General features: G+C 73.8%; 16 protein-coding genes and 1 pseudogene. 10 read left to right on the plus strand and 7 right to left on the minus strand.

What is annotated here, in order from left to right; translation table 11 throughout:
* Window positions 1-127 precede the first annotated feature (127 nt).
* The 4 genes from ACZ68P_RS20815 (at window position 128) to ACZ68P_RS20830 (ending at window position 3,070) form a co-directional block, all read left to right on the plus strand.
* On the plus strand, window positions 128-1,810 hold the full coding sequence (locus ACZ68P_RS20815; protein ID WP_471008183.1) for an FAD-dependent monooxygenase: 1,683 nt from the start codon (window positions 128-130) through the stop codon (window positions 1,808-1,810).
* Window positions 1,811-1,868: 58 nt separating this feature from the next.
* Entirely contained in the window at window positions 1,869-1,955 is an 87-nt protein-coding gene (locus ACZ68P_RS20820) for a putative leader peptide (RefSeq protein WP_311605579.1), read from the plus strand.
* Window positions 1,956-2,093: 138 nt separating this feature from the next.
* Window positions 2,094-2,678: a cupin domain-containing protein gene (locus tag ACZ68P_RS20825; protein ID WP_471008239.1), complete on the plus strand. Its 585-nt coding sequence runs from the start codon at window positions 2,094-2,096 to the stop codon at window positions 2,676-2,678.
* Window positions 2,675-3,070, plus strand: a complete 396-nt coding sequence (locus tag ACZ68P_RS20830) for a rhodanese-like domain-containing protein (protein ID WP_471008185.1) — start codon at window positions 2,675-2,677, stop codon at window positions 3,068-3,070. Before ACZ68P_RS20825 ends, ACZ68P_RS20830 begins: the two co-directional genes overlap by 4 nt.
* A gap of 319 nt (window positions 3,071-3,389) precedes the next feature.
* Here the strand turns inward: ACZ68P_RS20830 and recX are convergent, their stop codons facing one another.
* Both recX and recA read right to left on the minus strand, forming a co-directional pair.
* Window positions 3,390-4,163, minus strand: coding sequence for a recombination regulator RecX (gene recX, locus ACZ68P_RS20835; RefSeq protein ID WP_471008241.1), 774 nt, complete (start codon window positions 4,161-4,163; stop codon window positions 3,390-3,392).
* 10 nt (window positions 4,164-4,173) lie between these two features.
* A pseudogene (gene recA, locus ACZ68P_RS20840) lies at window positions 4,174-5,133 on the minus strand (recombinase RecA); the annotation flags it as partial.
* Window positions 5,134-5,424: 291 nt separating this feature from the next.
* Between recA and ACZ68P_RS20845 the strand changes: the two are divergent.
* The 4 genes from ACZ68P_RS20845 to ACZ68P_RS20860 all read left to right on the plus strand — a co-directional run bounded on the left by ACZ68P_RS20845 (window position 5,425) and on the right by ACZ68P_RS20860 (window position 9,655).
* Entirely contained in the window at window positions 5,425-6,651 is a 1,227-nt protein-coding gene (locus ACZ68P_RS20845; protein WP_471008188.1) for a sensor histidine kinase, read from the plus strand.
* A complete protein-coding gene (locus tag ACZ68P_RS20850; RefSeq protein WP_471008191.1) occupies window positions 6,648-7,313 on the plus strand; it encodes a response regulator in 666 nt (221 codons plus the stop codon). Before ACZ68P_RS20845 ends, ACZ68P_RS20850 begins: the two co-directional genes overlap by 4 nt.
* A gap of 259 nt (window positions 7,314-7,572) precedes the next feature.
* On the plus strand, window positions 7,573-8,859 hold the full coding sequence (locus ACZ68P_RS20855) for a cytochrome ubiquinol oxidase subunit I (protein WP_471008193.1): 1,287 nt from the start codon (window positions 7,573-7,575) through the stop codon (window positions 8,857-8,859).
* A 10-nt stretch (window positions 8,860-8,869) separates the two neighbouring features.
* Entirely contained in the window at window positions 8,870-9,655 is a 786-nt protein-coding gene (locus tag ACZ68P_RS20860) for a cytochrome d ubiquinol oxidase subunit II (RefSeq protein ID WP_471008196.1), read from the plus strand.
* A 22-nt stretch (window positions 9,656-9,677) separates the two neighbouring features.
* Here ACZ68P_RS20860 and ACZ68P_RS20865 read toward each other — a convergent pair whose 3' ends face one another.
* Window positions 9,678-10,826: an AI-2E family transporter gene (locus tag ACZ68P_RS20865; RefSeq protein WP_471008243.1), complete on the minus strand. Its 1,149-nt coding sequence runs from the start codon at window positions 10,824-10,826 to the stop codon at window positions 9,678-9,680.
* A gap of 307 nt (window positions 10,827-11,133) precedes the next feature.
* The gene (locus ACZ68P_RS20870; protein WP_365713706.1) at window positions 11,134-11,328 is read right to left on the minus strand and encodes a DUF3046 domain-containing protein; all 195 of its coding nucleotides are present in this window, start codon (window positions 11,326-11,328) and stop codon (window positions 11,134-11,136) included.
* A 79-nt stretch (window positions 11,329-11,407) separates the two neighbouring features.
* Here ACZ68P_RS20870 and ACZ68P_RS20875 point away from each other — a divergent pair, with 79 nt between their 5' ends.
* Complete coding sequence (locus ACZ68P_RS20875; protein WP_471008199.1) at window positions 11,408-12,352, plus strand: hypothetical protein; 945 nt, start codon at window positions 11,408-11,410, stop codon at window positions 12,350-12,352.
* Window positions 12,353-12,385: 33 nt separating this feature from the next.
* Here the strand turns inward: ACZ68P_RS20875 and ACZ68P_RS20880 are convergent, their stop codons facing one another.
* The 3 genes from ACZ68P_RS20880 to ACZ68P_RS20890 are packed head-to-tail and all read right to left on the minus strand — an operon-like array spanning window position 12,386 to window position 14,446.
* Window positions 12,386-12,694 carry an AzlD domain-containing protein gene (locus ACZ68P_RS20880; protein ID WP_471008202.1) on the minus strand — a complete coding sequence of 103 codons (309 nt, stop codon included), beginning with the start codon at window positions 12,692-12,694 and terminating at the stop codon, window positions 12,386-12,388.
* Window positions 12,691-13,563 carry an AzlC family ABC transporter permease gene (locus ACZ68P_RS20885; protein ID WP_471008204.1) on the minus strand — a complete coding sequence of 291 codons (873 nt, stop codon included), beginning with the start codon at window positions 13,561-13,563 and terminating at the stop codon, window positions 12,691-12,693. Before ACZ68P_RS20885 ends, ACZ68P_RS20880 begins: the two co-directional genes overlap by 4 nt.
* Window positions 13,564-13,573: 10 nt before the next feature.
* Window positions 13,574-14,446, minus strand: a complete 873-nt coding sequence (locus ACZ68P_RS20890) for an AraC family transcriptional regulator (RefSeq protein WP_471008206.1) — start codon at window positions 14,444-14,446, stop codon at window positions 13,574-13,576.
* Window positions 14,447-14,781: 335 nt separating this feature from the next.
* Between ACZ68P_RS20890 and ACZ68P_RS20895 the strand changes: the two genes are divergently transcribed.
* The gene (locus tag ACZ68P_RS20895) at window positions 14,782-19,419 is read left to right on the plus strand and encodes an ATP-dependent helicase (RefSeq protein ID WP_471008209.1); all 4,638 of its coding nucleotides are present in this window, start codon (window positions 14,782-14,784) and stop codon (window positions 19,417-19,419) included.
* Window positions 19,420-19,490 lie beyond the last annotated feature (71 nt).

The raw sequence follows: 19,490 nt of genomic DNA on the forward strand, positions 1-19,490 counted from the left end.
GCCGCTGCCCTCGTCGCTTGACGGGGGCACCCGCAATCGGTTGCATACGTTCTGTGATCACGCACCGGGCTCGCGCCACTCTTCGCAGTGCTTCCCGCATGACCGAACGGCCTTCAGGAGCCGCGCCGTGGACCCGGTGATCATCGTCGGCGCGGGGCCCGTGGGCCTCGCGCTCTCCCTTGCCCTGGCCTCCCAGGGCGTGCCCAGCGTCGTCCTCGACGAGGGCCCCGGCAAGGAGGAGTCGCGCCCCGCCCGCACGGTCGTGCTGCGCGCCGACATGGCGGCGATGGCGGAACGGCTCGGCTGCACCACCCTGCGTGACGAGGGGGTCCGATGGGTCGGGTGGCGCTCCCTGCGCCGGAAGCAACTGATGAGACACGTCGAACTCCACCAGGGCCTCGCGGACACGGAGAGTGACGTCGAGGGCCTCCCGGCTCCCCTGCACATCCCGCAGCACGCCCTCGCGCGCGGTCTGCGGGACGCGATCGCCGGCCAGGAACTCGTCCAGCTGGTCCCCGAGGCCCGGCTCGACGCGATCGAGCAGGACACCGGCGGCGTCACGGCGCACACCCGGGGCCCGGGGGCGACCTGGTGGCGCGGCAGCCATCTGGTCGGCTGCGACGGGGCCCGCTCCACCGTGCGCAAACTGCTGGGTGTCCGCTTCCCCGGGCGTACGGCGGTGGAACGGCACGCGGTCGCGGCGCTGCGCACCGAACTCCCCTGGCCCGGCGAGGCGGTGCTGCACCGTCAGCCGCCGTGGCGGGGCGGCGGCGACGAGGTCACGGCGCGCCCGCTGCCGGACGGTGTCTGGCGCATCGACTGGCTGCTGCCGCCGCGCGGCGATCTCGTCACCCCGGACGCGCTCGTCGCCCGGATCCGCGACACGCTCGCCGGGTGGTGCGGCGGTGAGACCCCTCCGTACGAGCTGATCGACACCGGGGTCCACACCTTGCACCACCGGCTGGCCCGGCGCTGGCGGGTGGACCGGGTCTTCCTCGCGGGCGACGCGGCCCATCTGCTCGGAGCGGTCGGTACCCAGGGGGTCGACGAGGGGCTGCGGGACGCCGACAACCTGGCCTGGAAGCTCGCGCACGCCTGGCACCACGGCGCCTCGGAGACGCTGCTCGACAGCTACCAGAGCGAGCGGCGGGCGGCCGTCGCCTCCCGGCTCCGGGCCGCCGACCAGTCGCTGCCGGTGCTGCGGGGCGGTGGCGGCCTGCGGACGTACATCCCGGGCGGCACGCGCGGCCACGACGCCCTGCTGACCGACGGGCACCTGGGGCGCGGCCCGCTGGGCGCGCCGCCCTCGTACCCGCACTCCCCCCTCGCGCCTCCCGACGCAGGGAACGTCCGTGCGGCGGTGGCCACGGAGGCCGGGGCGCCGGTGGAGGACGTCCGGGTGACGGCCCCGGACGGTACGACCGTGCGGCTCCGGGACCGTCTCGGCCGCGGGCGGCTCCTGGTCGTCCTGGTCGCGCCGGGGACGGGGGTGTGGGACCGGCGGCACTGGAAGAGCGCCGGTGTGATGCCCCAGTTGGCGGAGGCGGTGCGCGGCCTGCCGACGCGGGCGGAGCTGCTCGTGACCGAGACCTACCCGGGCGCGGCGGCCCACACCGTCCTCCTGGTGCGGCCGGACGGGCATCTGGTGGCCTCGTTCTCCGGCGTGCGGCCGGGCGAGCTGTTCGAGGCGGCGGACGCCGCACGGGGCGGCGCGGTCGGGACGTCCCGGGAGCTGCCGAGGCCGGCGTCCGGTGGAACCGCCTCCGGTGCGGCCGCGTCCGGTGCCGCTTCCGCGTCCGTCTCGAAGTGAGCGACCGCACCGCGGACGTCGATTGACCGTCGCGGGCGCACGTGGTGTACTCCGGATCATGACCGACACCGATGTGCGCCTGTGGCGGAGGGTCCATATGGACCTCGTCCGCTACGCGGGCTGCGTGTGTCGCCCCTCCTGCTGAATTCGCCCTTCCCCGCGCGCTTCCGCCGCTGACGTCGGCGTGGTCCCGCGCGTCTTCCCGCGAACTCCAGGACGGTCCTCCGTGTCCCAGCAGCATGCCTCCGCTCCTCCCGCGTCCCCCGTCGCTCCCGCGCCCGCCGTGCCGGCTGCCTCCGTGGCGCCGTCCCCGTCCGCCGCGCCGTCCCCGTCGGTCACGGTGTCCACGTCGGGAGCACCGGCCGTGGGCTCCTCGGCTCCCACCGCGGCCGAGCTCCTCGACTTCGTCCGCCGCACGGCCGCGGACACCGCGCTGATCGACTCGCTGCCCCTCGATCCGGAGGGCCGTACCTGGGTGCGGCTTGACGGCCCCGGCGGCAGCGAGGCCTGGCTCATCGGCTGGCCTCCCGGCACCGGCACCGGCTGGCACGACCACGCCGAGTCGCACGGCGCCTTCACCACCGCGCGCGGCACGCTGAAGGAGCACTCCCTGGCGGTCCGGCTTCCGGCGAGCGGCTGGAAGACCCTGGAGCTTGCCGAGGGGGTCGACCGGTCCAGGGAGCTGCCCACGGGCAGGGGCAGGGCGTTCGGGCAGCACCATGTGCACGAGGTGCTCAACGAGTCCCGGGTAGCCCACGCCGTGTCGGTGCACGCGTACTATCCGCCGCTCCCGCTGCTCCGGCGCTTCAGCCGGTCGGGCGCGGTGCTCCGTCTTGAGCAGGTCGAGCGTCCGGAGGACTGGCAGTGAGCGGTGAACGGATCGGCATCGACGAGCTGCTGGAGCGGGTGAGGTCCGGCCTGGACCGGATCGAGGCCCGCGCGGCCTACGACACGTACGAGGCGGGTGACGCGCTGCTCGTCGACACCCGGTACGCGGCGCTGCGCGAGCGGGACGGGCTGATCCCGGGCGCCCTGGTCGTGGAGCGCAACGAGCTGGAGTGGCGGCTCGACCCGCTGGGCAGCCACCGCGCGCCCGAGGCGGTCAGCCACGATGTGCGGGTGGTCGTGCTGTGCAACGAGGGCTACGCGTCCTCGCTGGCGGCCGCCTCGCTCCGCCAACTGGGCCTCCACCGCGCGACCGACGTGATCGGCGGCTTCCAGGCATGGAAGGCGGCGGGCCTCCCGGTGCTCCTTCCCTGAGCGAGCTCGTCAGTCGGGCGCGGGCAGCCGACTCGGGCTCGTGAGCGGGCGCGCACCCGGCAGGGAGGCAGACTCGGCAGCGAACACGGGCGGCGGACGCGGCCTCGGGCGGCCCGGCGCGCGGGGCGGCGGATACGGCCTCGGGCGGCGCGGCGCGCGGGCCCTGCAGCCGGGGGCGGGCTCGACGGCGGGCGCGGGCCCGGCAATCGGGCGCGGGTTCGACGGTGGGAGCCGGCCTCGGGGGTGGATGCGCGAGCGTGGCCGGGCGTCCACCGGGGCGCCGCCGCGCTCCCCCCGCGTACGCGCATCCCTGGAAGCCCTAGAAGGGCTCGTCCAGCCCCTCGGTGTCCTCGCCCTCTTCCTCCAGTGCCTGTCTGACCACCCGCAGGGCCATGCCCTCCGCGTACCCCTTGCGGGCGAGCATCCCCGCCAGCCTGCGCAGTCGCCGGTCACGCTCCAGGCCACGGGTGGCGCGGAGCTTGCGGTCGACGAGCTCGCGCGCCGTGATCTCCTCCTGCTCGGAGTCGAGCTGCCCCACCGCCTCCTGGATCAGCGAGGGGTCGACGCCCTTGGTGCGCAGCTCGCGGGCGAGAGCCCGGCGGGCGAGCCCCCGCCCGTGGTGCCGGGACTCCACCCAAGCGTCCGCGAAGGCGGCGTCGTCGATCAGCCCCACGTCCTCGAAGCGTGCGAGGACCTCCTCCGCCACCTCGTCGGGGATCTCCCGCTTGCGCAGGGCGTCGGCGAGCTGCTTGCGGGTGCGGGGGGTCCCGGTGAGCAGGCGCAGGCAGATCGCCCGCGCCCGCTCAGCCGGATCCTGGGGCGACAGCTCCTTCTCGGCCCTCGACGAGTCGGGGCTGTCGCCCGGCCATTCGGTACGCCCGGTCACCGCGTCAGCTCTTGGCCGCCGGGGCCTTGGTCGCCTTGGTCGCCTTGACCGCCGGGGTCGCGGGGGACTTGGCGGCGTCATCCGCGGCCGCCGTCTCTGCGGTGCCCGCGGCCTCCGCGGCCGGCTCGGCCGACGGGTCCTTCGGCCGGACTCCGACGCCCAGCTTCTCCTTGATCTTCTTCTCGATCTCGTCGGCGAGGTCGGGATTGTCCTTCAGGAAGTTGCGGGCGTTCTCCTTGCCCTGGCCGAGCTGGTCGCCCTCGTACGTGTACCAGGCGCCGGCCTTGCGGACGAAGCCGTGCTCCACGCCCATGTCGATCAGGCCGCCCTCGCGGCTGATGCCCTGGCCGTAGAGGATGTCGAACTCGGCCTGCTTGAAGGGCGGCGCGACCTTGTTCTTGACGACCTTGACGCGGGTGCGGTTGCCGACGGCGTCCGTGCCGTCCTTGAGGGTCTCGATGCGGCGGATGTCGAGGCGCACCGAGGCGTAGAACTTCAGGGCGCGGCCACCGGTCGTGGTCTCCGGCGAGCCGAACATCACGCCGATCTTCTCGCGGAGCTGGTTGATGAAGATCGCCGTGGTCTTGGACTGGTTGAGGGCGCTGGTGATCTTCCGGAGGGCCTGGCTCATCAGACGGGCCTGCAGACCCACGTGCGAGTCGCCCATCTCGCCCTCGATCTCCGCACGCGGGACGAGCGCGGCGACGGAGTCGATGACGATGAGGTCGAGGGCGCCGGAGCGGACCAGCATGTCGACGATCTCGAGGGCCTGCTCGCCGTTGTCCGGCTGGGACAGGATGAGGTTGTCGATGTCGACGCCGAGCTTCTTGGCGTACTCGGGGTCGAGGGCGTGCTCGGCGTCCACGAAGGCGACCTGGCCGCCGGCCTTCTGGGCGTTGGCGACGGCGTGCAGGGTCAGGGTCGTCTTACCGGAGGACTCCGGGCCGTAGACCTCCACGACACGGCCGCGGGGCAGACCGCCGACGCCGAGCGCGATGTCGAGGGCGGTCGATCCGGTGGAGATCACCTCGATCGGCTCCTGGACGCGGTCACCCATGCGCATCACGGCGCCCTTGCCGAATTGGCGTTCAATCTGTGCGAGCGCGGCGTCGAGCGCCTTCTCGCGGTCGGTTCCTGCCATGGGTTCCACCCGGTTTGCTTGAGTCGATCGCTTCATGTGAAAGACGCTAACCCCTGCCACTGACAATGGGCCCCGGCGTCCTTCCGACCTGTGGAAAACCCGGCGGCGCCCCCGCCGAGAAGCCCGTGTTTCCAGGGCCGGACCTCCATCAGAATGGATGTTCGATTTCGGTGTCAAGCGCACCACGCCGACGGCGGAGGGCCCGGGCCGAGGGCCACCGGCCCCTACCGGCGCGCCCCCGCGAGGGGCCCGAAGGGGCCGAGCCCTCTCGGTCCTGCCCCGGCGCGACGCGCCGGAGCAGCTCCCCCGCCACCTATCCTTCCTGACATGGCCCTCCCCTCCCGCGTCCGTGGTGGCCGCGTGCCGCCCCGGGCCGCCGACGCCGTCGTGACGCTCGCCGTCACCCTCGTCGTGGCCGTCTGGACCCTGGTCTCGTCGCGCTACGCGACCGAGCCGGCGTCCCGCACCGCCCTCGGGTGGGCCTTGCTGGCGGTCGGCTGCGGAGCGCTCTACTTCCGCCGTCGGCTGCCCGTCACGGTCGCCGTCGTCACGCTGCTCGCCTGTGTGGCCTACTACCCGCTGTCCGCGCAGGACGGGCCGCTGATGATCGCCTTCGCCCTCGCGCTCTACACCACCGCGGCGGAAGGGCGCTTCGCCGCGTCCGTCGCGCTCGCCGCCGCGACGCTGCTCGCCGTCGGCGTCGGCGAGATCCGCCAGCAGCCCGGCCACCGGCAGATGGACGACACCTCGCTGGTGATGCTCGCCGGCTGGCTCGTCAGTCTGGTCGCCGTGGGGCGCGCCCAGCGCACCCGGCTCGCCTACCTCCACGAGGTGGAGCAGCGCGCGCTCGCCGCCGAACGCGAGCAGGAGGCCCGGGCCCGGCAGGGCGCCACCGAGGAGCGGCTGAGGATCGCGAGGGAGCTGCACGACGTCCTGGGCCACACGGTCTCGCTGATCAACATCCAGTCCGGGGCCGCCCTGCACCGGCTGGGCAAGAAGCCCGAACCGGAGATCGCGCTGGCCGCCGCCACGGAGGCACTGGAGGCGGTGAAGGCCACGAGCAAGGACGCGCTGCGCGAGCTTCGGGCGACGCTCGGGGTGCTGCGCCAGGCCGACGAGGCCGCGCCGACCTCGCCGCCCTCCGGCCTCGCCCTCCTCGGCGACCTGGTGGAACGCGCCAGGAGCGCGGGGCTCGACGTCCGTACGAGTGTCGTCGGCACCCCCGTACCCCTGGCGCCGCCGGTCGACCTCGCCGCGTACCGGATCGTGCAGGAGTCGCTGACCAACGTCACCCGGCACGCACGGGCGCACGTCGCCACGGTCACGCTCGACTGGCGCGCGGACGAGCTGCGGCTGCGCGTCGAGGACGACGGTGAGGGGTGCCCGGAGGAGTCGCCGCTGGGCAGCGGCATCCGGGGGATGACCGAGCGCGCGCGGGCCTTCGGCGGCGAACTGACCGCGCGCGGCACCGCGGAGGGCTTCCGGGTCGAAGCCCGGCTGCCGTTCGCCGCACGCACCGCACCGCAGACCGCCTTCGAGGGGGACCCCCGATGATCCGTGTCGTACTCGCCGACGACCAGACCCTGGTCCGAGCGGGCTTCCGCTCGATCCTGGCTGGCGAGGACGACATCGAGGTCGTCGGCGAGGCCGGGGACGGGGAGCGGGCGATCGCGCTCGCCCGCGAGCTGCGCCCCGACGTGGTGCTCATGGACATCCGGATGCCGCTCCTCGACGGGCTGGAGGCCACCCGCCGCATCACCTCGGACGCGCGACTCGAAGGGGTCCGGGTGGTCATCCTGACCACCTTCGACGTCGACGACCACGTCTACGGCGCCCTGCGCGCCGGGGCCAGCGGCTTCCTCGTGAAGGACACCGAGCCGATGGAGCTACTGCACGGGGTGCGCGTGGTGGCGCGCGGCGACGCGCTCATCGCCCCGGCCGTCACCCGCCGGCTGATCGGGGAGTTCGCGAGCCGCGGCCGGCAGCCGGACCCCGGCCCCCGCCTGAACGCCCTGACGGAGCGGGAGCGCGAGGTGATGGGACTGGTGGGCGCCGGGCTCTCCAACGACGAGATCGCCGGGCGGCTCGTCCTCTCCCCGGCGACCGCGAAGACCCACGTCAGCCGCATCATGACCAAGCTCGGCGTCCGGGACCGGGCCCAGCTGGTGATCCTCGCGTACGAGTCGGGGATGATCACGCCCGGCTGGCTGGGGTAGCGGGTCCGGCGCCCGTGCGACGAGCCCCGTGCGGGCTCACGCCCGACGTCCCGCCCTGAGCACCCCGCCCTGGGCGCCGCCCTCAGCGCCCGACGAGCCCCGTACGAGGCCACATCCCCGGATCCGCCCCTTAGGGGTCACGCGCCCGTGGACGCAACTCCTGGGGTACGCGCGCGGGGAGGGACACGACCCGTGGGGTAGGGCGGGTGTCCCCCGCCGGCCGACGCGGCGACCCGATCCGTACACCGACGCTGGCGACGTGAATCCAGACGTCCTCGATCTCGCCCGGCTGCAGTTCGCGCTCACGGCCGGCGGCCACTTCCTCTTCGTCGCCCTCACGCTGGGACTCGCGACCGTCGTCGCCGTGCTCCAGACGGTGGCGACGGTGGGCCGAAAGCCGCCACACGCGCGCATGGTCCGTTTCTGGGGCCAGCTGTACGTGATCAACTACGCCGTCGGGATCGTCACCGGCATCGTGATGGAGTTCCAGTTCGGGATGAGCTGGAGCGGTCTCACGCACTACGCGGGCAATGTCTTCGGGGCCTCGCTCGCGGTCGAGACGATCGTGGCGTTCTTCGTCGAGTCGACCTTCCTCGGCCTGTGGATCTTCGGCTGGAACCGCCTGAACCGATGGGCCCATCTGGCGGCGATCTGGATCGTCACGCTGACCGCGTACCTCTCCGCGTACTGGATCCTGGTCACCAACGGCTTCCTCAACAACCCGGTCGGCCACCGCGTCGAGGGCGACAAGCTGGTCCTGGACGATCCCGTCGCCGTGCTGACCAATCCCTCCGCCCTGCTCGCCTTCGGCCACGTCCTCGCGGGGTCCCTGCTCACCGCCGGCTTCTTCGTCGCCGGGGTCAGCGCGTACCACCTCTTCCGGCGCACGCCCGAGTGGGACTTCTTCGGCCGGAGCCTGCGGATCGGGGTGTTCCTCTCCCTGCCGGCGCTGATGGTGACGGCCGCCTTCGGCGGCGTCCAGCTCGGTGCGCTGAGCACCCTCCAGCCCATGAAGTCGGCCGTGTTCAGCCAGAAGACGGCCGAGATCGCGCGGATCCAGGCGGACATGGTGGCGCGTCACGGACCCGGTGACTACGTCCCCTCCGAAGCCTGGACCCGCGGCGGCGCCCTGGTCATGCTCGTCTGCTTCGGCCTGATGATGTACTTCACCTTCGCCGGGGCGATCCTCGCCTGCTTCAAGAAGGTCGTCTTCCGCTTCCGGCTCTGGCACCTCGCCCTGATGGCCGCCGTGCCGCTGCCGTACATCGCGATGATCAGCGGCTGGGTCTTCCGGGAGGCGGGCCGCCAGCCCTGGGTCGTCCACGGGTTGCTGAGGACCGAGGACGCGGTCTCCGACCTGTCCCCCACGTCGATGCGCGTCTCACTGGCCGTCTTCACCACCCTCTTCGCGCTGCTCGCCGTCCTCAACGCCTGGCTGCTGGCCCGCTACGCCCGCAGGGGCCCCGTCGACTCCGGCCTCGGCCACGACGACCGCACGGCCTCCCCCGAGGAACAGGCCGCAGCCCTTCCCCCCGCGCGCTTCTAAGGAGTGGACCGTGCACACCCTCGACATCCTCGCGATCGCCCTGCTCGCCTTCTTCGCCACCGGCTACCTCGTGCTCGGCGGCGCGGACATCGGCACCGGAATGCTCATGCCCTACCTCGGGCGCGATGGTCACGAACGGCGCCTGGTCATCGCCTCCTTCGCGCCCTTCTTCCTGGGCAACGAGGTATGGCTGGTCGCCACCGCGGGCGTGCTGATCGGCTGCTTCCCGGACCTCGAAGGGGAGCTGCTGACCGGACAGTTCGCGGTGCTGGTGCCACTGCTCACCGGCTGGGTGGTCCGGGACGTCGGCCTGTGGTCGCGCGGCCGGGGCGGGGGCCGCGCCTGGCGAGCGGTGTGCGACGGGGCGGTGGTGTGCGGCAGTTGGGCGGTCGCGCTGTCCTGGGGCCTGCTCCTTGCGGCGCTGCTGACCGGGAAGCCGTACGAGGCCGCCACCGGGTCCGTCGCCGTCGTCACGGCCCTCGCCGTGGCGGCCCTGTTCGCCGCGCACGGGCTCGGCTTCGCCACGCTGCGGCTGACGGGCCTCCCGTACGAACGCGCCCGCCGGCTGGTGGGACGGACCGGTTCCTGGCAGTCCTTCGCCCTCACCGGCGGGCTGCTGGCGGTACTCGCGCTGCCGGCCGGGGCGGGGCTGCCGCTGGCCGAGCACGCGGCGGACACCGCCACGCTCACCCTGCTCGTCCCGGCGCTGCTGGTGGTCACACCGCTGCTGGTCGCCGCCCAGGTGTGGACCTGGCGCACCTTCCGGCACCGGGTGACCCGCCCCTCCTACCTCTGACCCGTCCGAACCCCACCCGGGATCAGATGCCGTCCTCCTCCCGGGACGCGCCCCGGCCCTGCTCCTTCTTGTGGTGCAGCGCCTTCTGCAGCCGGGCGACCACGGCTTCGCCGTAGCGCCGGTGGCCGTGCACGCGCGGGTCGTCCGTCACGTCGTACCGCTTCACATAGGCGCCGAGGAACGCCTGGAGCGTGGCGACGGCCGGGATCGCGATCAGCGCGCCGACCGCGCCGAGCAGCGCCGTCCCGGCGATCACGGAACCGAACGCCACCGCGGGGTGGATGTCCACGGTCTTGGAGGTCAGCTTGGGCTGCAGGACGTAGTTCTCGAACTGCTGGTAGACGAGGACGAACACCAGCACCCACAAGGCGTACCAGGGGTTCACGGTGAACGCGATCAGCATCGGCAGCGCACCCGCCAGATACGTGCCGATGGTCGGGATGAACTGCGAGACCAGACCGACCCACACCGCGAGCGCGGGCGCGTAGGGCACGCCCAGGACCTCCAGCAGGACGAAGTGCGCGACGCCGGAGATCAGCGCCATCAGTCCGCGGGAGTAGAGGTAGCCGCCGGTCTTGTCGACGGCGATCTCCCAGGCCCGCAGCACCTCGGTCTGGCGGGTCGGCGGCAGGACGGAGCACAGAGCGCGGCGCAGCCGGGGGCCGTCGGCCGCGAAGTAGAACGAGAACAGGAAGATCGTCAGCAGCTTGAAGAGGCCGCCGAGGACGGTGGCCGAGATGTCCAGGACACCGCTGGCGCTGTTCTGCACGTACTTCCGCAGCCAGTCGGAGCGCAGCACGCTGTCCTGGACCTCGACCCGGGACAGCTCCGTGTGGAACGTCTGGTTGATCCAGTTGATCAACGAGTCGAGGTACTTGGGGAAGTTCTCGACCATGTCGACGATCTGGCCCGCGAGCATCGATCCGAGCAGGACGACGAAGCCGACGCCGACCACCATGACGGCGAAGAAGACCAGGAAGGTGGCGAGGCCCCGGCGCATGCCGCGGGCCGCCATGCGTCCGACGGCCGGCTCGATGGCGAGGGCGAGGAAGAAGGCGACGAGGATGTTGACCAGGAGGCCGATGAGCTGGTGGAAGGCCCAGCTGCCGAGCTGGAAGCAGGCGTAGAGCGCGAGGGCGAGCAAGAGCGCCCGCGGCAGCCAGCGGGGCATGCGGGCGGCGGGCGGGAGGGCCGTGTCCCCGCCGGCGGCGGACGCGGGCGTCGCGGCGGCCACCGGGCCGGGCGTCGTCGGCCGCCCGGGATCCGTCTCGTCCCCTGTCGTGCCTAGGCCGGTGTCACGCGCACGGTCGGTGTCACCGGTGTCGCGGCCCGGGCCGGACATGCCGGTGCCGCCCACCGGTGCTGTCGGTTCGGTCGGTTCTGTCCGGTCGGGTTCGTCGGAGTCGTCAGTCGGAGCCACCCCGCCAGTCTCGCGCACCGGACGGACATCGCGTCCCGGCCCCGCCCGTCGGCGTTTGTCAGCGCTTGTCGTCGGGCACGCCGACGGCCGAGCAGACCGCCCGCCACACGTCCTTGGCCTCCCAGCCCGCGTCCAGGGCCTCGTGGACCGTACGCCCGCCGAGTTCGGACATCACGTGGTCCCGCGCGAAGGACTCGGCGTAGGCCGCGCCGAAGTGGTCCGCCATCCGCTCCCAGAAAATCGTCAACCGCATGACCCCAGTATCCCGCTCCCAAGAGTGCAGCCCGGTCCATCCCCCTTGTCAGCGGCCCTTTCCGCCCTACGGTCGGACCATGGCTGGAACTCCTTTCGCGGATCCGTCCGCGGCTCCGCACGCGCCGTCACCCCTCGCGCGTGCCGAGCACTTCATCTGGCTCACGGCCCGCGTCCTCGAACAACGGCGGTTCGCCTACCACTTCCTGCGCGCGGGCGCGGAACCCGTCGAGGCCGCGCTGTCGGCGTACCTCAACGAGGACGGCGGGTACGGCCACGCCCTCGAGCCCGATCTGCGCGGCCCGGTCAGCCAGCCGCTGCACACCGGGCACGCACTGCGGGTCCTGGACTCCATCGGCCGCTGCGGCGGCCTGCGGATCGAACGGATCTGCCGCTATCTCACGGAGGTGTCCACCCACGACGGGGCGCTGCCCGCGGTCCTGCCCTCGCAGCGCGCGTACCCCCACGCGCCCTTCGTCCCGGTCGTCGACGCCCCGCCCAGCGACCTGCTGTCCACCGGTCCGGTGGTCGGACTGCTCCACCGCAACCAGGTCTGGCACGCCTGGCTGTTCCGCGCCACGGAGTTCTGCTGGGCGGCGGTGGAGTCGCTGGAGAAGTCCCATCCGTACGAGATCCAGGCCGCCGTCGCCTTCCTCGACGGAGTCCCCGACCGGTCGCGGGCGCAGGCGGCGGGCGACCGGCTGGGGCGCCTCGTCCGGGAGCAGCGGCTCGCGGTCCTCGACCCCGACCGGCTCGACGAGTTCCCCGTGGCGCCCGGATACGCCCCGGGCGAGCACCACTTTCCGTACGACTACGCGCGCGTGCCGGACTCGCTGGCCCGCCGCTGGTTCACGGAGGAGGAGATGGCGCGCTCCCTCGACCACCTCGCCGCGGCTCAGGACGAGGACGGCGGCTGGCCTGTCACCTGGCGGCAGTGGGCCCCGGGCACGGCGCTCGAGGCGCGCCCCGTCGTCACGATCGAGGCCCTGCGGACGCTGCGCGCCCACGGCCGGCCGATCGACTGACGGCAGAGCGCCGGGGCAGGGCCGCCCGTCCCGTCAGCCGCCGATGGCCCTGACGCCCGCGGTCACGACGACCGCGGCCCCCACCACCACCAGGAAGGGGGCCCGGAGCATCAGGGCCACGGCGGCGGCCGCGATGCCCGCGGCGCGGGCGTCCAGGACGAGGGCGCCGCCGGCCGCGAAGGTCTGCTGGGCGGTGAGGGCCGCGAGGAGGGCCACCGGCAGCAGGGCGGCGAGACGCTGGACGAGAGGTCGTTCCAGGGTGCCCGCGGGCACCAGGAGCCCGAGGAGCTTGACGAGGTAGCACCCGGCCGTGGTGAGGCCGATGGCGATCCAGACGTTCATCGGTCGCCCTCCGTTCCGCTTTCCCCGGCCGTCCGGGCCGTTCCGCTTTCCCCTGCGGCTTCGGATTTCCCGCCCTGCCCGCTCGCTGGGACCTTCCCGCCCTTGGTGCTCTTCCCGGCCTCCCCGCCGTGTCCGCTCCTGCCGCCGCTCCCGGCCTTCGCGGCGTCGCGCCGGCCCTGGGCCCACAGCACGAGGGGCGCGGCGAGCGCCGCCGCGAGGACGGGGACACCGGCCGGCAGGACGGGCAGCAGTCCGAGGCCGAGCAGGACGGCGATCCCCGCCGTGGCCCGCTCGGTGGCGGTGCGCAGCATCGGGGCGAGCAGGGCGAGGAAGACGGCCGGACCGGCGGCGTCGAGGCCCCAGGCCTCGGTGTCGCCGAGGGCTTCGGCGCCGAGCACCCCGAGCAGGGTGGTCAGGTTCCACAGCACGTAGAGCGTGATTCCGGTGACGGTGAACCCGATCCGCGCGGCCCGCCGGGTGGGCTGCGCGAGCGCGACCGCCGTCGTCTCGTCGATCACCCACTGGGCGGCGAAGGGCCTGACCGCGCGCGGCAGGGCGAGCAGCTGGGAGAGCCGCAGGCCGTAGAAGGCGTTCCGGGTGCCGAGGAAGAAGGCTCCGGCGGCGGCCGTGAACGGGTTGCCGCCCGCGGCGAGCGCGCCCACCAGCGCGAACTGCGAGGCACCGGTGAAGACGAGCAGGCTGAGCGCGCAGGTCTGGAGCAGCGTGAGCCCGGCTCCCGCCGACGTCACGCCGAAGGCGAAGCCGGAGATCCCGACGGCGATGCCGACGCCGAGGGCGTCCCGTACGACCGCGGAGTCCGTTTTCTCTGGTGCGTCCCGGATGACCGGGGGTGCTGTCTGTTCTGCCACGCCAGGGACGTTACGAGCCGTCCCGTCGCCCGGTCTTGTACGTTCTTGCGCGCTCGCGTTGGTACGCACCGGGAGGAACCCCGACGATCCGGGTGAAATGCCGGTTCAGGTGGGGCTGATCGGTGAACCCGACGGTCACGGCCGCCTCGCTCGGCGCGACGCCGTTCTCCAGCAGGCCGCGGGCACGGCGTACGCGCGCGTTGGTGAGCCAGGCGTGCGGGGGCATGCCGTACTCGCTCTTGAACGCCCTCAGCAGCGCGAACGGGCCGACGCCGAGCTCCCGGGCCAGCTGTTCCAGGGAAGGCGGCTCGGACATCCGCCCCTCCAGGACCTCCCGGGCTCTGACCGCCGCGCGGCTTCCGGCCGCCCGCGGGGTGCGGGCCGGCAGGGTCTGGCCGTGCCGGCGCAGCAACCGGGCGACGCCGATCCGCAGCAGGCTGTCGGCGGCGAGGGCGTTGCCCTCCTCGGCGGCCCGGTGCACGGCCTGGATGAGCCGGGCGGTCTCCTCGTCCTCCACGATCGTCTCGGCGAACCCGACCGTCCCGCGGAGGGTGGTCTCCTCGTCCGCGATTCCGGCGATCAGCTGGGAGGACGGGTAGAGGGTGGCGTACGACCAGCCCTCGGGCACGCCGGCGTGCGCCGCGTGCGGGACCTCGGGATTGATGAGGACCACCGTGCCGGGCCGGGCGCGGATCGTGCCCTCCGGCATCACCACGTCCTCGATCCCCCGGCGCACGGCTCCGAGGACGAACCCCTCGTGGCTGTGACGGGTGAAGGAGTGGCGCACGTAGCGGGCGCGCAGCAGATCGAGGCCGGGCACGCCCGGGTACTGCCAGTGCCTGGCCCACTCGTCCTTGTGACCGCCGCTCGGCTGGATCGCCATGGGTTCCATTCTGCGCCGCCCGCACCGCTTCCGACCTGCACGTCCATGTCATGGACAGGCCTCCCCCCCGGCCCCGCACCGCCACCCGCCCCGGCACGGCACGCCACCCCGCCGGGCCCGTCACCGCCACCTCATCGCCCACCGCACCGCCACCCACCCCGGCATGCCGCGCCACCCCGGCCGCGCACCGCACCGCCACCCACCCGGCACGCCCCGCCACCTCCTCGCCCCCCACCCGTCCGGCCCACCCCCGCCAACCCGCCCGGCACGCCCCGCCACCCCGCCCGGCCCGTCACCGCCACCCGTTGTCAGTGGCCGGGTGCACGATGGGGGGCATGGTCAGGTCTGCGCTCGACTCGTTCTCCCCCGCGACCCGCGGCTGGTTCACCCAGGCCTTCAACGCGCCCACGGCGGCGCAGGAAGGCGCCTGGCAGGCCATCGGCGCGGGCTCCGACGTGCTCGTCGTGGCGCCCACCGGATCCGGCAAGACCCTGGCCGCCTTCCTCGCCTCCCTCGACCAGCTCGCCTCGGCCCCCCCGCCCGCGGACCCCAAGAAGCGCTGCCGGGTGCTCTACGTCTCGCCGCTGAAGGCCCTCGCGGTCGACGTGGAGCGCAATCTCCGTTCCCCCCTGACCGGGATCCGCCAGGAGTCGGTGCGGCTGGGGCTGCCGGAGCCGGAGGTGCGGGTGGGCATCCGCTCCGGCGACACTCCGCCCGCCGAGCGCCGGGCGCTCGCGACCAAGCCGCCGGACATCCTGATCACCACCCCTGAGTCGCTGTTCCTCATGCTGACCTCCGCCGCGCGCGATGCCCTGTCCGGCATCGAGACGGTGATCCTGGACGAGGTCCACGCGGTCGCGGCGACCAAGCGCGGTGCCCATCTCGCGCTGTCCCTGGAGCGGCTCGACGAGCTCCTGCCGCGCCCGGCGCGCCGGATCGGTCTCTCGGCGACCGTCCGGCCGGTGGACGAGGTGGCCCGCTATCTCTCCCCGCAGCGCAGGGTGGAGATCGTGCAGCCGCCCTCGGGCAAGGAGTTCGATCTCTCCGTCGTCGTCCCGGTGGAGGACATGGGCGAGCTGGTCGGTTCCCCTGCCCCCGACGGCAAGGAAGGCGGCGACAAGCCGTCGATCTGGCCGCACGTGGAGGAGCGCATCGCCGACCTCGTCCAGTCCCACCGCTCCACGATCGTCTTCGCCAACTCGCGCCGGCTCGCCGAGCGGCTCTGCAATCGGCTCAACGAGATCGCGTACGAGCGTGCCACCGGCGAGGCGCTCCCCGAGGGCTCCCCGCCCGCCGAGATCATGGCCCAGTCGGGGGCCGCGCAGGGCGCCCCGGCGCTGCTCGCCCGGGCGCACCACGGCTCGGTCTCCAAGGAACAGCGCGCCCAGGTCGAGGAGGACCTGAAGGCGGGCCGGCTGCCCGCCGTGGTGGCGACCTCCAGCCTGGAGCTGGGCATCGACATGGGCGCGGTCGACCTCGTCGTCCAGGTCGAGTCGCCTCCCTCGGTCGCCTCCGGCCTGCAGCGGGTGGGCCGCGCGGGACACCAGGTCGGCGCCGTCTCCACGGGCGTGGTCTTCCCGAAGTACCGCGGCGACCTCGTCCAGGCGGCCGTGGTCACCGAGCGGATGCGCAGCGGGTCCATCGAGTCGCTGCGGATCCCGGCGAACCCCCTGGACGTGCTGGCACAGCAGCTGGTCGCGATGGTCTCCCTGGACACCTGGCAGATGGACGACCTGCTGACCGTGGTCCGCCGGGCCGCCCCCTTCGCCTCCCTTCCCGAGTCGGCCTTCACGGCCGTCCTGGACATGCTGGCCGGCCGTTATCCCTCGGACGCCTTCGCCGAGCTGCGCCCGCGGGTGGTCTGGGACCGCGTCGCCGGCACGGTCACGGGCCGCCCCGGCGCGCAGCGGCTGGCCGTCACCTCCGGCGGCACGATCCCCGACCGCGGCCTGTTCGGGGTCTTCCTGGCGGGCGCCGACCCGAAGAAGGGCGGCGGGCGGGTCGGGGAGCTCGACGAGGAGATGGTGTACGAGTCCCGGGTCGGGGACGTCTTCACCCTGGGCACCACGTCCTGGCGGATCGAGGACATCACCCGCGACCGGGTCCTGGTCTCCCCCGCGCCGGGCGTGCCGGGCCGGCTGCCCTTCTGGAAGGGCGACCAGCTGGGCCGCCCGCTCGAGCTGGGCCGCGCGGTGGGGGCGTTCCTGCGCGAGGTCGGTTCGCTCGAACCGGAGGACGCCCGGCTGCGACTGGTGACCGCCGGCCTGGACGGCTGGGCCGCCGACAACGTCCTCGCCTATCTGGACGAGCAGCGCAAGGCCTGCGGCCATGTGCCGGACGACCGCACGATCCTCGTGGAGCGGTTCCGCGACGAGCTGGGCGACTGGCGGGTCGTCATCCACTCCCCCTTCGGGGCCCAGGTGCACGCTCCCTGGGCGCTGGCCCTCGGCGCCCGGCTCGCCGAGCGGTACGGCATGGACGCCCAGGTCATGCACGCCGACGACGGGATCGTGCTGCGGCTCCCGGACGCCGACCTGATGGGCCTGGACCTCCTCGACCACGACCCGGCGGACACCGACCGGCACCTCGACACGACGTACGACGCCGACCAGGCCCCCATCGGCGCGGCCGACGCGCTCTTCGACAAGGGCGAGATCAGCCAGATCGTCACCGACCAGGTCGGCGGCTCGGCCCTGTTCGCCTCCCGGTTCCGCGAATGCGCCGCCCGGGCACTGCTGCTGCCCAAGCGCAATCCGGGCAAGCGCACTCCGCTCTGGCAGCAGCGCCAGCGCGCCGCGCAACTGCTCCAGGTCGCCAGTGAGTTCGGCTCCTTCCCGATCGTCCTGGAGGCCGTCCGCGAGTGCCTCCAGGACGTCTTCGACGTCCCCGGGCTCACCGAGCTGATGGGCGACATCGAGTCCCGCCGGGTCCGCCTGGTCGAGGTCACCACCCCGGAGCCGTCCCCGTTCGCCCGCTCCCTCCTCTTCGGCTACGTCGCCCAGTTCCTGTACGAGGGCGACTCGCCGCTCGCCGAACGGCGGGCGGCCGCCCTCTCCCTGGACTCCCGGCTCCTCGCCGAGCTCCTCGGCCAGGCGGAGCTGCGCGAGCTCCTCGACGCCGACGTGCTGAGCGAGCTGGAGCGGGAGCTCCAGTGGCTCACCGAGGACCGCCGGATCAAGGACGTGGAGGGCGTCGCCGACCTGCTGCGCGTCCTCGGCCCGCTCACCGACGCCGAGCTGGCGGAGCGGGGCGCCGACCCGGACTGGGCTCCCCAGCTGTCCACGGCCCGCCGGGCCCTCCGCGTCCGGATCTCCGGCACGGACCACTGGGCGGCGATCGAGGACGCCGGCCGGCTCAGGGACGCGCTGGGCACGGCCCTGCCGGTCGGAGTGCCCGAGGCGTTCACGGAGCCGGTCAAGGACCCGCTGGGCGACCTCCTCGCCCGGTACGCGCGCACGCACGGGCCGTTCACGTCGTCCGCGGCCGCCGCGCGCTTCGGCCTGGGCGCCGCCGTCACCGACGGCGCCCTCCAGCGGATGTCCGCGGCCGGCAGGGTCGTCCAGGGCGAGTTCCACCCCTCGGGGATCGGGCAGGAGTGGTGCGACGCGGCCGTGCTGCGCCGTCTGCGCCGCCGCTCGCTCGCGGCCCTCCGGCACGAGCTGGAGCCGGTGCCCCCGGCCGCGCTCGCCACCTTCCTTCCCCAGTGGCAGCACCTGGGCGGCAGCAGCCTGCGCGGAATCGACGGCCTCGCACGGGCCGTCGAGCAGCTGCAGGGCGCGCCCGTGCCCGCCTCGGCCCTGGAGAAGCTGATCCTGCCGTCCCGGGTCAGGAACTACTCCCCCGCCCTCCTCGACGAGCTGACCACGACCGGCGAGGTCGTCTGGGCCGGTGCCGGCGCCCTGCCCGGCAAGGACGGCTGGGTCTCCCTCTACCTCGCGGACGCGGCACCCCTGCTCCTCCCGCCGCCGCACCCGCTCGAGACCACCGCGCTGCACGAGTCCGTGCTCACCGCCCTGACCGGGGGCTACGGCCTGTTCTTCCGTCAGATCGCCGACCAGGTCCGGGCCACCACCCACCCGGACGCGACCGATCCGCAACTGGCCGACGCGGTATGGGACCTGGCCTGGTCGGGGCGGCTCACCAACGACACGCTCGCGCCGCTGCGTGCGCTGCTCGGTTCCGGCCGCACGGCGGGCTCCACGGCGCACCGCGCCAGGCGCACGGTTCCCCGCGGGCGCTACGGCACGCTCACCGCGGCCGCCCGGACGGCCTCCCGGACCGGTCCGCCCACCGTCAGCGGCCGTTGGTCCCTGCTCCCTCCGACCGAGCCGGAACCGACCCATCGCGCCCACGCGCTCGCCCGCACCCTTCTGGACCGGCACGGGGTCGTCACCCGGGGCGCCGTGGCCGCCGAGGGCGTGGAGGGCGGCTTCTCGGCGACGTACCGCATCCTGTCGGCCTTCGAGGACAGCGGACAGGCCCGGCGCGGTTACGTGGTGGAAGGGCTCGGCGCGGCCCAGTTCGCGATGGACGGCGCGGTGGACCGGCTCCGGGCGGCGGCGACCGCCCGAGACCGTGGCGCCGAGGCGGGAGCGGGACCGCGCGCGGTGGTGCTGGCCGCCGCCGACCCGGCCAACGCGTACGGCGCCGCGCTGCCGTGGCCCGAGCCTCCGACGGGCGCGGGACACAAGGCCGGCCGCAAGGCCGGTGCGATGGTGGTCGTGGTCGACGGCGAGCTGACGCTCTACATGGAGCGCGGCGGAAAGACGCTGCTGTGCTGGCCCGAGGACCCGGACGACCCGGCGCTGAGAGCCGCCGCCGAGGCGCTGGCCACGTCCGCCCTCGCGGGCTCGCTCGGCACGGTCACGGTGGAGCGGGTCAATGGAGCCGCCGCCCTCACCTCCCCCCTCGCCCGAGCCCTGGAGACCGCCGGCTTCCACGCCACCCCCCGCGGCCTCCGCCTCCGCCCCTGAGTCCGGAAGTCCGCCCGGCCGGGGCGCCCGGGCAGCCCGCACGCCGGCCTCCGCCCGCGCCCCGAGGGCAC

The sequence above is a fragment of the Streptomyces sp. NPDC036822 genome (assembly GCF_055609145.1).